Source organism: Ramlibacter pallidus (genome assembly GCF_015070875.1).
Lineage (GTDB): Bacteria > Pseudomonadota > Gammaproteobacteria > Burkholderiales > Burkholderiaceae_C > Ramlibacter > Ramlibacter pallidus.
The window spans coordinates 552,917-567,783 of sequence record NZ_JADDIV010000002.1; the positions used below are offsets into that span (position 1 = coordinate 552,917).

Below are 14,867 nucleotides of genomic sequence, written 5' to 3' on the forward strand. Positions count from 1 at the left end.
GGGCCGGGGGCGGCTTAGCCGACCTGGAGGAACTGCATCTGGGTGCCGGCGAGCTCCAGCATGTCGCCGTTCTTCAGCGTCACCGGTTCGGGACCGATCGCGGTGCCGTTGAGGGTGGGCTTGTTCGAGCCCTCGACATGGGCCACCACGAAGCCGTGCGAGCGCTTGGTGATGGCGGCCACCGCCACGCCCGGCTTGCCGATCGTGGTCACCACCTTCACCAGCGGCACCTCGCGGCCGGCAGCGGCTCCGGACAGCACCTTGATGCTGGCGGTGCCGCCCGGCGCGCCGGCTTCGGCGGGCTTGGCCGCGGCGGGTGCGCCGGCGGCGGCCGGGGCCGCGCCCGCCGGTGCGCCCGGCTTGGCCGGGGGCATGGGCGGGACCATGCCCGGCTTGATGATCATGGTCTTCTCGAACGTGGCGCCCGGCGCCTCGTTGATGAACTTGATCTTGTACTTGCCGATCTCGACGGTGTCGTTGTTCTGCAACAGCTGCTTCTTCACAGCCTTGCCGTTCACGTACGTCCCGTTGGTGCTGTTCAGGTCTTCCAGGAAGACCTCGTTGCCCGTCAGCTGCAGAACCGCGTGCTCACCGGACACGGCGAGGTTGTCGATGACGATGTCGTTGTACGGACGGCGCCCGAGCGTCGTCCGGTCTTTCGTCAACTGCACTTCCTTGATGACGACCCCGTCGATCGACACGATCATTTTCGGCATGGCCGACTCCTCTTCCTCTGTTCAAGCCTGCGTGTTCTGCCGCCCGGTCATTGTCCCAACCACCTCGAGATCAATCCCCGCTTCTTGGAGCCGCTGTTGGCCCGTGCCAGCAGCACCGAGATGTTGTCGCGCCCGCCGTTGGCGTTCGCTCCATCGATGAGTTGTACCGATTTCTGCTCCAGCGAGCCATCTGTCGACAGGAGGGCCGCGATGGCCGCGTCGTCCAGCATATCGGAGAGCCCGTCGGAACACATCAAATACAGGTCGCCGGGCTCCACCTTGTGTTCGTTCACTTCCAGCAGCACGGCGTCCTCGACGCCCAGGGCGCGGGTCACCAGGTTCTTGTTGGTGGAAGTCGCCGCCTGCTCCGGCGTGATGAGGCCGGCGTCCATCTGCTCCTGCAGCAGCGAGTGGTCCTTGGTGATCTGTTCCAGCTGCGCGTTGCGCAGCCGGTAGCAGCGGGAATCGCCGATGTGCCCGAGGATGAGGCGGCCGTCCTGGAACACGCCGACCACCAGGGTGGTGCCCATCCCGCTGTACTGCGGGTTGGAATTGGCGGCGTTGAAGATGGAACGGTTCGCGTTGTCGACGCAGATCTCCATGGCCCGGCGCACCTCGCGCGCGTTGGCATGGCGGCCCGCCTGGGCGAGCCAGCGTCCCAGCTCGGACTTGATGAAGGTCGTGGCCATGCCGCTGGCCACTTCGCCGGCGTTGTAGCCGCCCATGCCGTCCGCCAGGATGCCCAGGCGGGTCGGCTCGTCGACGGTGACGGAATCCTCGTTGTTTTCCCGCGCCAGACCAGGGTCCGTGCGGAAGCAAAACTCGTAGTTCATAGTTCGCGGGTCAAGGCTCCTGGCCGGCCTGCCCGGGCAGCCCGTCATTCTCGCCCGCATCATAGCCGGGCTCCCCGGGCTGACGCTGACTTGTCACGAAAGCGTTGTCGGCACCCATCACCACGGTCTTTTCGGCGTCCGCGACCGGCGCCGGGGCGCGGAAGGCGACCGTCTTGTCGCCTTCGCCGCCGGCCGGCGCGGGCGCCGCGGCCGCCGGGGAAGCGGCCGCCGGTGCCGGCGCGCCGCCCAGGATGGCGATCACCTCGCGCAGGTCGCGGGCGAATTCCTCGCCGTCGGCATAGCGCAGGTCGGGCTTCTTGGCCAGGGCCCGGGCCACGACCTGTGCCAGCCGCTCCGGCAGCTGGGGGCGCACCACCTTCAGGTCGGGGGCCTCCTCGTTGGCGATCTTGTACATCAGCTCCGCCATCGAGTCGCCGCGGAACGGCAGCACCCCGGTGAGCATCTGGTACAGCATGACGCCCAGCGAGTACAGGTCCGAGCGGCCGTCCACCTTCTTGCCGGCGATCTGTTCCGGCGACATGAAGCTGGGCGTGCCCAGCACCAGGCCGGTCTTGGTCTTGCTGGAGTCGGTGATGCGCGCGATGCCGAAGTCGGTGACCTTCACGACGTCGGCCTCCGGCTCGTACATGATGTTGGCCGGCTTGATGTCGCGGTGCACCACGTTCTGGCGGTGCGCATAGGCCAGCGCCTCGGCGACGCGCGCCACGATCGAGAGCACCTTGGGCGCGGGCAGCAGGTTGCCGTCGCGGCAGTGGTCCGCGAGGTCGCGGCCCTTGAGGAACTCCATCGCGATGTAGGCGAGGTCGTGCTCCTCGCCGGCGTCGAAGATGGTCACGATGTTCTGGTGCTGCAGGCGCCCGGCCGTCTCGGCCTCGCGGAAGAAGCGCTCGCGGGCATCGGCGAGTTCGTCGCCGTCGAACTCCTGCGCCAGCGCCATCGTCTTGATCGCCACCACCCGCCCGATCTTCGGGTCGCGACCCTGGTAGACGATGCCCATGGCGCCCTTGCCCAGTTCCTTCTCCACCTGGTAGCGGCCCAGCATCGGCTTTTCGACGGCGCCGCCATCGAGCAGCATGGTGCCGCCCGGATGCGCGCCGCCGCCGCCCAGGATGACCGTCTCCGACAGATTCTTGGCCCGATTGAGCTTGGACTGCAGGTCCTTGTACTTCGGGTTGAAGGCGGCCATGTGCTCGTACACGGCCTGGGCCTTGTTGAACTGCCGCTTGCGCTCGAAGTCCAGCGCCAGGTTGTACATGTTGGCCATGACCTCGTCGCCCATGGGCACGCGGCGGAAGCGGTCGAAGGCCATGTCCAGCTGGCCCTGGCCCTGCAGCGCCAGGCCCATCATGCGGTTGGTTTCCGCGGATTCCTCGTCCGATTTCTGCTTGCCCGCCTCGGTGACCAGGAAGCGCTTGGTCGTCAGCGCGACGTGCCCGATCAGCAGCAGCGTCGCCGGATACACCAGCGGGATCCAGAGCGACGCGCTGGAGAGCAGGCCGTACTCGGCACCCACCAGCAGCAGGAAGAGGGCGGCGGTGACGGCACCCGCCATGCCGGCGGACAGCCGCGGCAGCAGGGCGATGATGTACGCGGCCACCAGCAGGAAGGCGCCCAGCCCGGCCAGCACCGACCAGGAAGGCTGCACGATGAAGTGCTCGCTCAGGATGCTGGAGGTGACGTGCGCCATCATCTCCACCGGGGTCGCGGCGGGGTTGCCCGGCACCGGCGTCGGGTCGCCGACGCCCGTGGCGGTGGCGCCCACCAGCACGATCTTGTCCGCGTACTTGGAGGCGGGAATCTTGCCGGAGATCACGTCGTAGAAGGAGTCGATGGCGAAAGGCTGCTTGTCGCCCGTGCCGCGGTAGAACTGCGGCAGCACGCGGGCGGCCTCGTCCGTCTTCACGCGCAGCTTGCCGATCTGCACCGAGTCGCCGACGTTCAGCTTGATGTCCGCCGGGCTCAGGTTCAGGCTCTTGGCCGCCGCCAGCAGCGCCATCGAGGGCACGGCCTTGCCGTAGTAGTTCACCAGCAGCGGGTCGCGGCGGACGGTGCCGTCGCGGTCGCTGTCCAGGTTCAGGTGGCCGATGCCGGCGGCCGCATTGCCGATCAGGTCGATCGGCTGCTGCGCGCTGACGCTCGGGAGCGAGAACGCCTCGTTCTCGTCGATCGCGCTTTTCAGCACCGCGGCCGACAGCGGCTTGTCCGGCTTGCCCTGCGGCTCGCCGAGGCGGAACACCGAGGGCACCAGCACGTTGCCCGCCTTCTGGATGCTGGCGGCCAGCTTGGCATCGGTGTCGAGCGCCTGCTCGGCCTCGACGATCAGCTGCGTGGCCGCGGGCGAGGCTTCGCCCAGCGCTTCCTTGATCTTGCGGATGTGCGCCAGGCCGCGGTCGGTCTGCGGTTCGAAGAAGAAGGCGGTGTGCACCACCGTCTTGGCCTTGGCGGCCGCCAGCTTGTCGATCAGTTCGGCGTGGACGTCGCGCGGCCAGGGCCAGCGGCCGATGTTGGCGATGCTCTGGTCATCGATCGCGATGATGGCGATGCGGTCGGAGGGCTGGCGCGAGGTCTGGGTGCTGGCGTGGTCGTAGAGCCGGCGCTCCAGCGTGTCGATGATGTCGGTGCTCTTGTACAGCACCATCACGCCGATGACGACGAGGACCCCGACGAACCAGTCGGAGCGCCAGAATGTTCCGCGCCTCGCGGACGACGACGATGTGCTCACTTCCCGCCCCTTGTCCGGCGTACTGCCGGCCGAACCTTGGCGAATCTGGCGCGCAGCCTGTGGATTTCACCAGCCATTGCATTCCCAACCGCCGCCATGCGGGGCGCAGGACCTCTGAGGCTGGCAAGGTAGCAGACGGCACAGCAACGGGCAAGGGAGTTTGTCGCTCCCTTGAACCTTTCGTTGCATGGCCGCTTCGCGCGGCTCAGGTCGCCTCGGGAGCTTCCTTGGCGCGACCGAACACGAACTTGCCGAGGACCAGCACCAGCAGGGCGCCGGCGGCGGCCGTGGCGTATTCCCAGGTCTTGGCGTCCGGCAGGTAGGGCTTCAGGCCCGGGTCGGTGTACATCATCTGGCCGGCGATCCAGCCAAGCAGCATGCCGCCCAGGACGATGATGACCGGGAAGCGGTCCATCAGCTTCAGCACGATCTGGCTGCCCGCCACGATGATCGGGATGGAGACCAGCAGGCCGAAGATCACCAGCGGCAGCTGGTGCTGGCCCGCGCTCTCGGCGGCGCCGGCGATGGCCAGCACGTTGTCCACGCTCATCACCAGGTCCGCGATGATCACCGTCTTGACGGCGCCCCACAGCTTGTCGCTGGACTGGATGTTGCCGTGCTCGTCGCCGTCGTCCTGGGGCAGCAGCAGCTTCACGCCGATCCAGATCAGCAGCAGGCCGCCGACGAACTTCAGGTAGGGGATGGCCAGCAGGGCGAGCGCGAAGGCGATCAGGATCACGCGCAGCACGATGGCGCCGGCGGTGCCGTAGATGATCCCCAGCTTGCGCTGCTTGGGCGGCAGCCCGCGGCAGGCGAGCGCGATCACCACCGCGTTGTCGCCGCCCAGCAGGATGTCGATGAGGATGATCTGGCCGACGGCGACCCAGAAGGCGGGGGTGAGGAATTCCAGGAAGTCCATGCTCGTCTGTCTCTTTGTTCTCGAAGCGAAAGAGCCGATTGTCCGCGAGGAGCAATCGGCCCGGGGATGTGGAAAACCGCAGTCTTACAGCAGCGACTTCAGCAGCTTGCCCATCTCGGACGGGTTGCGCGTCACCTTGAAGCCCGATTCCTCCATGACCGCCAGCTTGGCGTCGGCCGTGTCGGCGCCGCCGGAGATCAGCGCGCCGGCGTGGCCCATGCGCTTGCCGGGGGGCGCCGTGACGCCGGCGATGAAGCCGACCACCGGCTTCTTCATGTTGGCCTTGCACCAGCGGGCGGCGTCCGCCTCGTCGGGGCCGCCGATCTCGCCGATCATGATCACGGCGTCGGTCTCGGGATCGTCGTTGAAGGCCTGCATCACGTCGATGTGCTTCAGGCCGTTGATCGGGTCGCCGCCGATGCCGACCGCGCTGGACTGGCCGAGGCCGATCTCGGTGAGCTGCGCCACGGCTTCATAGGTCAGCGTGCCGGAGCGCGAGACCACGCCGATGCGGCCCTTGCGGTGGATGTGGCCGGGCATGATGCCGATCTTGATCTCGTCGGGCGTGATCAGGCCGGGGCAGTTGGGGCCCAGCAGCAGCGTCTTCTTGCCGCCCTTGGCTTCCTTCTGCTTCATGCGGTTGCGCACTTCCAGCATGTCGCGCACGGGGATGCCTTCGGTGATGCAGATCGCCAGGTCCAGGTCGGCTTCCACCGCTTCCCAGATGGCGGCCGCGGCACCCGCGGGCGGCACGTAGATCACGGAGACCGTCGCGCCGGTCTGCTGCTTGGCTTCCTTCACCGACGCGTAGATCGGGATGTCGAAGATCTTCTCGCCCGCCTTCTTGGGGTTCACGCCGGCCACGAAGCAGTTCCTGCCGTTCGCGTACTCCTGGCACTTCTCGGTGTGGAACTGGCCGGTCTTGCCCGTGATGCCCTGGGTGATGACCTTGGTGTCCTTGTTGATGTAGATCGACATGTGTGTTCCTTATGCCTTCACCGCGGCCACGACTTTTTGCGCGGCTTCGGCCATCGTGTCCGCGCTGATGATCGGCAGGCCCGACTCGGCCAGCATCTTCTTGCCCAGTTCCTCGTTGGTGCCCTTCATGCGCACGACGAGCGGGACTTGCAGGTTCACGGCCTTGCAGGCGGTGATGATGCCCGTGGCGATGGTGTCGCACTTCATGATGCCGCCGAAGATGTTGACGAGGATCGCCTTCACCTTCTTGTTCTTCAGCATGATCTTGAAGGCCTCGGTCACCTTTTCCGGGGTGGCGCCGCCGCCCACGTCGAGGAAGTTGGCCGGCTCGGCGCCGAACAGCTTGATGGTGTCCATCGTCGCCATCGCGAGGCCCGCGCCGTTGACCAGGCAGCCGATGTTGCCGTCGAGGGAGATGTAGGCGAGGTCGAACTTGCTCGCTTCGATTTCGGCGGCGTCCTCTTCGTCCAGGTCACGCAGCGCCACGATCTCGGGGTGGCGGAACAGCGCGTTGCTGTCGAAGTTGAACTTCGAGTCCAGCGCCATGACCTTGCCCTTGCTGTCGCGGTTCAGCGGGTTGATTTCGACCAGCGAGGCATCCGTGTCCATGTAGCACTTGTAGAGCTTCTGGCAGATGTCGATGAACTGCGTCTGCGAGTCGGCCGGCATGCCGATGCCGCGCGCGATCTCCTCGCCCTGGGCCTGGGTCAGGCCCGCCAGCGGGTCGACGAACACGGTGATGATCTTCTCGGGGGTGGAATGCGCCACTTCCTCGATGTCCATGCCGCCTTCGCTGGAGGCGATGAACGCGATCTTCTGCGTGGCGCGGTCGGTCACGACGGAGAGGTAGTACTCCTGCTTGATGTCCGCGCCGTCCTCAATGTACAGGCGGCGGACCTTCTGGCCTTCGGGACCGGTCTGGTGGGTCTTGAGCTGCATGCCCAGGATCTCGCCGGCCAGGCGCTTGACGTCGTCGACGCTCTTGGCCACCTTGACGCCGCCGCCCTTGCCGCGGCCGCCGGCATGGATCTGCGCCTTGACCACCCACACCGGGCCGCCCAGCTTCTGCGCCGCCTCGACGGCCTCCTGCACGGTGAAGGCCGGGATGCCGCGCGGGACGGGCACGCCGAAGTTGCGCAAGATCTCCTTGCCCTGGTACTCGTGAATCTTCATGAGGTCTCTCTCGAGAATGGAATGACGGGGGGTTGCGTCACGGCAGGCAGGAATACGGCGGAGTAGGCCGGCTGCACGGAGCTGCGGTGAACTGTATCATGGTGCAATGCACCATTTTCGGCGTGCCGCTTACCATCACCATAAGCAACATCTATAGGACGAGAGATGCCCAAGGTCTTCATCGACGGCGAAGCCGGCACCACCGGCCTGCAGATCCGCGAGCGGCTCCTGAAGATGCCGCAAATCGAACTCGTGAGCATCGCGCCCGAGAAGCGCAAGGATGCCGCGGCCAAGCGCGAGCTGATGGCGGGCGTGGACCTGGTCATCTTCTGCCTGCATGACGATGCGGCGCGCGAATCGGCGGCGATGATCGAGGAGATCGGCAAGTCCGGCGGACGCAAGCCGCGCATCATCGACGCGTCGACGGCGCACCGCGTGGCCGAAGGCTGGGTGTTCGGCTTCCCCGAGCTGGCGCCCGGCCAGCGCGAGGCGGTGAAGAACGCCGACCGCGTGAGCAACCCCGGCTGCTACTCCACCGGCGCCATCGCGCTGCTGCGCCCGCTGGTGGACGCCGGCGTGCTGCCGACCGACTACCCGGTGGTGCTGCCGTCGGTGAGCGGCTATTCGGGTGGCGGCCGTTCGCTGATCGAGGCGCACGAAAGTGGCAACGCGCCGGCCTATGAGGTCTACGCGCTCGGGCTGAAGCACAAGCACCTGCCGGAGATCATGAAGTACACCGGCCTGGTGCGCCGGCCGATCTTCATCCCCGCGGTGGGCAACTTCAAGCAGGGCATGCTGGTGCAACTGCCCCTGCACCTGAACACCCTGCCCGGCAAGCCGACGCCGGACGACCTGGAGAACGTGCTCAGGCGCCACTACGAAGGCAGCGAATGGGTGACGGTGGAAGCACCGACGGAAGACGGCAAGCTGGAGCCGACCGCGCTGAACGACACCAACAAGATGGAGCTACGCGTCTACCGCAACATGGACTACGCCCATGCGGTGCTGGTCGCGCGCCTGGACAACCTGGGCAAGGGCGCCAGCGGCGCGGCGGTGCAGAACCTGAAGCTGATGCTGGGCATCTGACGCCGCGATGAAGACCCTGATCAAGAACCTGCTCGGGACCGAACGAAGGCAGAAGGAGACGCTCAGGGCAGCGATCGCAGCGGCAGACGCCGCCGGCCAGCCCGCGGAAGCCATCGCGGCGCGTCGCGCCTGGCTGGCCGTGGAGCCCTCCGATGCAGCGACCTGGCTCTCCCTGGCGGAGCGCCTGCGCCGCGAAGGGCAACGCACCGAAGCCGTCGACGCCTATGAGCGGGCCCTCGCGGCGGGCGCGGATGCCGTCCCCGTCCTGCTGTCCCTGGGCGCGCTCCAGACCGAACTCGAACGCTTTTCCGACGCCGAGCAGTCGTTCCGGCGCCTCGTCGCCATCGATCCGAAGCACGCGGACGCGTGGTGCATGCTTGGCGTCGTCACGAAGGAGCAGGCCCGCTACGAGGACGCGCTGCGCCATTTCGGCGAGGCCCTGGCATTGCAGCCCGCTTTCGCGGAGGCCCACTTCAACCTGGGCCTGGCGCAGTTCGAGCTGGGCCGGCTGCAGGAGGCCAGTGCCAGCTTCATGCGTTGCGCCGAACTGCGCCGCGGCAAGCCCTGGACCGGCGACCGTGCCGCGCTCCTGGGACACGATCCGCTGCCCCGGCTGGAGGCGATGGACATGGGCGTCAACGAGGTCAAGTTGCGACACGACTGCGAGCAGCTGGAATACCTGCTGCAGGGCGGCCACCTGCCCGCCGCCTTCACGCCGGTGCTGGACGACTACCGGGCGCTGTGGACGGAGATCCGCGGCAAGGTCGACGAGCACTCGCTGGTCCCGTTCGATCCCGGGCGGCACCCCCTCGTGGCGCGCACCTACAAGCGCCCGATCCACATCGCCCAGGTCGCCCCGCCGGACGTCCCGATCATCAATCCGGCGCTGGACTTCGAGGACATCCAGGACCGGTACCTCGCGGCGCAGCCGAACGTGCTGGCCATCGATGGCCTGCTCACACCCGAGGCGCTGCAGGCCATGCGGCGGTTCTGCCGGGAGAGCACGTTCTGGAACAACATCAAGTCCGGCTACCTCGGGGCCTACTTCTTCGACGGCTTCTGTTCCGAGCTGCTGCTGCGGCTGGCCGCCGAGCTGCGGCGCAGCATGCCGCGGGTGATCCGCGACCTGCCCCTGCAGATGATGTGGGGCTACAAGTGCGATTGCACGCTCCCGGGGCTGGGCCTGCATGCCGACGCGGCAGCGGTCAACGTGAACTTCTGGATCACCGAGGAAGAAGCCAATCTCGATCCGGAGGGCGGCGGCCTGCTCGTGTACGAGCACAACGCCCCCGAAGCCTGGGACTTCCGGAAGTTCAACCACGATTCGGGCCAGCTCGCCGAGTACCTCAGCTCCATCGGCAGCGTGCCGACGCGGTATCCCTATCGTGCCAACCGGGCCGTGATGTTCGACTCCGACCTGTTCCATGCCACCGACCATCCGCGCTTCCGCGAGGGTTACCTGAACCGCCGCATCAACATCACGCTGCTGTACGGCAACCGCCTGGGCTGAGGTACGGACGATGTTCCTGAAATGGCTTTCCCGCCGCGCTCCGGGCGCCGCGCCGGGTTCCGACCCGCTGCAGCAGGCGCGCGCGGCGCGCACCCGTGGCGACTACGACGCCGCGCGTGACGCGTGCATGGAAGTGCTGCGCGAGAGCCCGCAAGGGCAGGCCGATGCCATGGCGCTGCTGGGCGCGATCGCCGCCGACCAGGGCCAGCTGGAAAACGGACTGGAATGGGTGCGGCGCGCGCTCGCTGCGGACCGCAACTGCGTGGCGGCCCATTTCGCCCGGGGCCTGCTGCTGGAAGGGGCCGAGCGCATCCCGGAGGCCGAGGCGAGCTACCGCCAGGTGACGATGCTCGACCCCACGCACGCGAAGGCCCACACCAACCTGGGCTGCATGCTGCACCTGCAGGAGCGGCTGCCCGAAGCGGTGGCGTGCTACCGCCGGGCCCTCGCGCTCGAGCCCGGCCAGCCCGAGGCCTTGCGCAACTACGCGCTGATCGCGGGGTCCGTGGAGCAGCTCGGGGAGGCCGTGGCCGGCTTCGAATCGCACCTCGCGCGCCAGCCCGGCGACGCCTGGGCCCACTACCAGCTCGCGCATCTCCACTTGCGCCTGGGACAGCCCGAACGCGCGCTTGGCGGGTATGACCGGGCCATCGCGCTGCAGCCCGAACAGGCGGACTTCCATTTCGCGCGCGCGCAGGTGCTGCTCCTGCTGGGCCGCTACCCGGAGGGATGGCGCGAATACGAGTGGCGCTGGCGCATGGACCGCTTCAACGGCCCGATGCGCAGGTTCAGCCAACCGCGCTGGGACGGGCGGCCGCTGGAGAACGGGACGCTGCTCGTGCACGGCGAGACGGGACTGGGCGACACCCTCCAGTTCGTGCGGTACGCAGCCCTCGCCGCCGCCCGCGGTGTCCGCGTGGTGGTCGAGTGCCAGCCGGCCCTGACGACCCTCGTCGCCGGCGTGGAGGGGGTCGCGCAAGCGGTGTCGCAAGGCGAGCCCCTGCCTCCGTTCGACGCCCACCTGCCGCTCATCGCATTCCCTGGCCTGTTCGAGACCACCATCGACACCATTCCCTGGCGAGGACCGTACGTCCGTCCCGATCCGCTTCGCGAGCGCGAATGGGCGGCGCTGGTCGCCGGCAGCCGGCCGCTGCGCCGGAAAGTGGGGATCGTGTGGACCGGCAACCCGCAGAACCGCGGCAACCGCGAAAGATCGGTCACGCTGCAGCAGCTGGCGCCGCTGACGCAGGCGGGCGAGATCACCTTCTTCAGCCTGCAGAAGGGCGTCGCTGCGCAGGAGCGAGGACCGGTCCCGGAGGGCATGCACTTCGTCGACCTCACCCCCCAGATCCGCGACTTCGTCGACACGGCGGCGCTGATGGCGCAGCTCGACGGGGTCGTTGCCGTGGACACTTCGGTGCTGCACCTTGCCGGGGCCATGGGCCGGCGCACCTGGGCGCTCGTGCCGTACTCCCCCGACTGGCGCTACCACGCAGGGCGGCGGGACAACCCGTGGTATCCGACCATGCAGCTGTTCCGGCAGGAAACGGACGGGGACTGGAGCGCCCCGCTGGAAGCGTTGCGCAAGGATCTCGCCGCCTGGGCCGGGCAGTAGGCCGGAGGCGCCGGGGGCGTCGGTGCCGCGGCTAGAGCTGCAGCGTGAGCCACTCCGTCACCTGCTCGGCGTACTCGGGCGGCCAGCCGCCATCCTTCAGCTGCCAGAGGAAGGCGTTGGCGAGCTTCGACTTCTGGTAGACGTTCAAGCGGTGCGTGGCGCGAAATTCCTGGATCTTGCGCGTCGCCTTGACCATGACCTTGGTGGCACGCTTCGTCTGCTTGACGTTGAGGGCATCGAGTTCGCCGCGATGTTCCTGCACCATGAAGGCGGCCAGCTCCCTGCCGAAGGCTTCCGCTTCGCCCACCCGAAACCAGCTGAAGATCTGCATGCGCGGATTCTGCCTCATGGGCCAGGGCGGCCCGCGCCACGCCCGGCTGCCCGGCATGGCCGCGTCATTCGTCGTCCGGCGTGTTCAGCACCCGACGCACGACCTCCCCGCCGAAGCCGCGCGCCGCCAGGAAGCGCGCCTGCTTGCCGCGTTGCGCGGCGTCGACCGGCAAGGTGCCGAACTTGCGGCGCCACACTTCGCGGGCGCGCTCGTACTCGGTGGCGTTCAGGCTGGCGACGGCCACCGCCACCCGCTCGGCGTCGATGCCCTTGGCCTGCAATTCCTGCCGCACGCGCCCGGCACCGAGCCGTGGCCCGCGCCGGTGCAGCAGGGAGTCGACCACGCGCTGTTCGTCGAGGAAGCCCTTGGCCTGGAGTTCGTCCAGCGCCTTCTTCACTTCGGCGGGGTCGGGCTCCTTGGCCGCCAGCTTGCGTTCCAGCTCGACGCGGGAGTAGTCCCGCCCGGCCAGCAGCTTCAGCGCCCGCCCCTTGACCGACAGTTGCCCGAAGGCCATCGCGGGCCGGCCCTTATTCCGCCTCGGCGACGTCGGCGGGCAGCAGCGGGATCTCGAGCTGCTCGCGCACCTTGTTCTCGATCTCGCGGGCCAGCTCGGGGTTCTCGCGCAGGAACTCGCGGGCGTTGTCGCGGCCCTGGCCGATCTTCTCGCCGTTGTACGCGTACCAGGCGCCCGACTTCTCCAGCACCTGGTTGGCCACGCCCATGTCGATGACCTCGCCTTCGCGGCTGATGCCTTCGCCGAACAGGATGTCGAACTCCGCCGTCTTGAACGGGGGCGCGACCTTGTTCTTCACGACCTTCACCTTGGTCTCGTTGCCGATCGCTTCCTCGCCCTTCTTGATGGTGCCGGTGCGGCGGATGTCCAGGCGCACCGAGGCGTAGAACTTCAGCGCGTTGCCGCCGGTGGTGGTCTCGGGGCTGCCGAACATGACGCCGATCTTCATGCGGATCTGGTTGATGAAGATGACCATGCAGTTGGTCTTCTTGATCGTGGCGGTCAGCTTGCGCAGCGCCTGGCTCATCAGGCGGGCCTGCAGGCCGGGCAGCGAATCGCCCATCTCGCCTTCGATTTCCGCCTTGGGCACCAGGGCGGCGACGGAGTCGACGACGATCAGGTCGACGGCGCCGGAGCGCACCAGGCTGTCGACGATCTCGAGCGCCTGCTCGCCGGTGTCGGGCTGGGAGATCAGCAGGTCGGACACGTTCACGCCCAGCTTCTGGGCGTACTGCACGTCCAGCGCGTGCTCGGCGTCGACGAAGGCGCAGGTGCCGGCCTGGCGCTGCATCTCGGCGATGACCTGCAGGGTCAGCGTGGTCTTGCCGGACGATTCCGGCCCGTAGATCTCGATCACCCGGCCCCGCGGCAGGCCGCCGACGCCCAGGGCGATGTCCAGGCCCAGCGAGCCGGTGGAGACGACTTCGATGTCCTCGATCTTCTCGCCTTCGGCCAGGCGCATGATGGTGCCCTTGCCGAACTGCTTCTCGATCTGGGCCAGCGCGGCCTGCAGGGCCTTGGCCTTTTCGGTGTCCGCGGAGGGGGCGATCTTGGTACCTTTGACCTGGGCATCCATGGGTTTCTCCTTGCGCATCAATGACTTGGGTTGGTTGGCACCCACTGGTTCAACGAACAGGCTGGATGCATGGCCAGTAATGTAACGACCGAGGTGCCGCGCGGACAACAGGTTTTTTGGTCAGTTTGCCTTACGATCTGGCGATGACCACGGACGCCGGCTGGCGCCTCACCCACCTCGGCCGCCTGCTCGGCCACGCGATGCGCCGCTTCGACGACCGCGTGCTGCACCTCATGGCACACAACATCGACGTGCCGCTGGCCCTGTCCAACCTGGCCGCGCGGGCGCAGATCAGCGCCGCGCACATCCACATCACCCGCCACCTGGACCTGCAGGGCACGCGCCTGACGGACCTGGCGCAGAAGGCCGGCATGAGCAAGCAGGCGATGGGCGACCTGGTGGACCAGTGCGAGGCGTGGGGGCTGGTCACGCGCGAGCCCGACCCGCGCGACGCCCGTGCCCGTGTCGTGCAGTTCACGCCGACGGGCCTGCTGTGGCTGCAGGCTTTCCGCGAGGCGGTGGCGCAGGCGGAGCGCGAGTTCCGCGCGGAGGTCGGCGCCGACGTCGCCACGGTGGTCAAGATCGGCCTGGAAGCCTATGCCGGCGGTAACGCATGATGTGCGTCAGTCGGGCGTAGGTCGCCCGGCCTAGAATTTCCGCGAAGCGCCCGCCACGAAGGCGCCCCACCAGGAGACAAGCATGCGGATCCTCATCGCCGAAGACGACCAGGTGCTGGCCGACGGCCTGCTGCGCAGCCTGCGCGCGTCGGGCGCCGCCGTCGACCACGTGGGCAGCGGCTCCGAGGCCGATGCCGCGCTGATGACGAACAACGAGTTCGACCTCCTGATCCTGGACCTGGGCCTGCCGAAGATGCACGGCCACGAAGTGCTGCGCAAGCTGCGCGCGCGAGGGTCGACGATGCCGGTGCTGATCCTCACCGCGGCCGACGCGATCGAGGAACGCGTGAAGGGCCTCGACCTGGGCGCCGACGACTACATGGCCAAGCCCTTCGCGCTGTCCGAGCTGGAAGCGCGCGTGCGGGCGCTGACCCGCCGCGGCATGGGCGCGACCAGCAGCACCATCAAGCACGGCCCCCTGCAGTACGACCAGGCCGGCCGCGTCGCCACCATCGACGGCAAGATGGTGGAGCTCTCGGCGCGCGAACTCGGCTTGCTCGAGGTGCTGCTGCAGCGGGCTGGCCGGCTGGTGAGCAAGGACCAGCTCGTGGAGCGCCTGTGCGAATGGGGCGAGGAAGTGAGCAACAACGCGATCGAGGTCTACATCCACCGCCTGCGCAAGAAGATCGAGAAGGGCCCGATCCGCATTGCCACCGTGCGCGGGCTGGGCTACTGTCTGGAGAAGATCCCATAGGCA

At 67.9% G+C, this 14,867-nt stretch carries 14 protein-coding genes; 5 read left to right on the forward strand and 9 right to left on the reverse strand.

Annotated elements, in window-relative coordinates:
* Positions 1-14: 14 nt before the first annotated feature.
* From IM787_RS07550 to sucC, 6 genes are all read right to left on the reverse strand, one after another.
* Entirely contained in the window at positions 15-716 is a 702-nt protein-coding gene (locus IM787_RS07550) for an FHA domain-containing protein (protein ID WP_193676023.1), read from the reverse strand.
* 47 nt (positions 717-763) lie between these two features.
* Entirely contained in the window at positions 764-1,549 is a 786-nt protein-coding gene (locus IM787_RS07555) for a Stp1/IreP family PP2C-type Ser/Thr phosphatase (protein WP_193676024.1), read from the reverse strand.
* 10 nt (positions 1,550-1,559) lie between these two features.
* Entirely contained in the window at positions 1,560-4,292 is a 2,733-nt protein-coding gene (locus IM787_RS07560) for a CHASE2 domain-containing serine/threonine-protein kinase (protein ID WP_354004369.1), read from the reverse strand.
* A 205-nt stretch (positions 4,293-4,497) separates the two neighbouring features.
* Positions 4,498-5,211, reverse strand: a complete 714-nt coding sequence (locus IM787_RS07565; protein ID WP_193676025.1) for a TerC family protein — start codon at positions 5,209-5,211, stop codon at positions 4,498-4,500.
* An 84-nt stretch (positions 5,212-5,295) separates the two neighbouring features.
* Complete coding sequence (gene sucD / locus IM787_RS07570; RefSeq protein ID WP_193676026.1) at positions 5,296-6,189, reverse strand: succinate--CoA ligase subunit alpha; 894 nt, start codon at positions 6,187-6,189, stop codon at positions 5,296-5,298.
* Positions 6,190-6,198: 9 nt separating this feature from the next.
* Positions 6,199-7,362: an ADP-forming succinate--CoA ligase subunit beta gene (sucC, locus tag IM787_RS07575; protein WP_193676027.1), complete on the reverse strand. Its 1,164-nt coding sequence runs from the start codon at positions 7,360-7,362 to the stop codon at positions 6,199-6,201.
* Positions 7,363-7,527: 165 nt separating this feature from the next.
* Here sucC and argC point away from each other — a divergent pair, with 165 nt between their 5' ends.
* From argC to IM787_RS07590, 3 genes are read left to right on the forward strand one after another with little or no spacing between them, the layout of a single operon-like run.
* The gene (gene argC / locus IM787_RS07580) at positions 7,528-8,448 is read left to right on the forward strand and encodes an N-acetyl-gamma-glutamyl-phosphate reductase (protein ID WP_193676028.1); all 921 of its coding nucleotides are present in this window, start codon (positions 7,528-7,530) and stop codon (positions 8,446-8,448) included.
* A gap of 7 nt (positions 8,449-8,455) precedes the next feature.
* On the forward strand, positions 8,456-9,958 hold the full coding sequence (locus IM787_RS07585; protein ID WP_193676029.1) for a tetratricopeptide repeat protein: 1,503 nt from the start codon (positions 8,456-8,458) through the stop codon (positions 9,956-9,958).
* 10 nt (positions 9,959-9,968) lie between these two features.
* Positions 9,969-11,573, forward strand: coding sequence for a tetratricopeptide repeat protein (locus tag IM787_RS07590; protein ID WP_193676030.1), 1,605 nt, complete (start codon positions 9,969-9,971; stop codon positions 11,571-11,573).
* A 31-nt stretch (positions 11,574-11,604) separates the two neighbouring features.
* Here IM787_RS07590 and IM787_RS07595 read toward each other — a convergent pair whose 3' ends face one another.
* The 3 genes from IM787_RS07595 to recA form a co-directional block, all read right to left on the reverse strand.
* Complete coding sequence (locus IM787_RS07595) at positions 11,605-11,904, reverse strand: hypothetical protein (RefSeq protein ID WP_193676031.1); 300 nt, start codon at positions 11,902-11,904, stop codon at positions 11,605-11,607.
* Between the two features lie 64 nt (positions 11,905-11,968).
* Positions 11,969-12,418 carry a recombination regulator RecX gene (gene recX / locus IM787_RS07600; protein WP_193676032.1) on the reverse strand — a complete coding sequence of 150 codons (450 nt, stop codon included), beginning with the start codon at positions 12,416-12,418 and terminating at the stop codon, positions 11,969-11,971.
* 13 nt (positions 12,419-12,431) lie between these two features.
* Entirely contained in the window at positions 12,432-13,493 is a 1,062-nt protein-coding gene (gene recA / locus IM787_RS07605; RefSeq protein ID WP_193676033.1) for a recombinase RecA, read from the reverse strand.
* A 143-nt stretch (positions 13,494-13,636) separates the two neighbouring features.
* Here recA and IM787_RS07610 point away from each other — a divergent pair, with 143 nt between their 5' ends.
* Positions 13,637-14,110, forward strand: a complete 474-nt coding sequence (locus IM787_RS07610; protein ID WP_193676034.1) for a MarR family winged helix-turn-helix transcriptional regulator — start codon at positions 13,637-13,639, stop codon at positions 14,108-14,110.
* An 82-nt stretch (positions 14,111-14,192) separates the two neighbouring features.
* Entirely contained in the window at positions 14,193-14,864 is a 672-nt protein-coding gene (locus IM787_RS07615) for a response regulator (RefSeq protein ID WP_193676035.1), read from the forward strand.
* Positions 14,865-14,867: the final 3 nt, after the last annotated feature.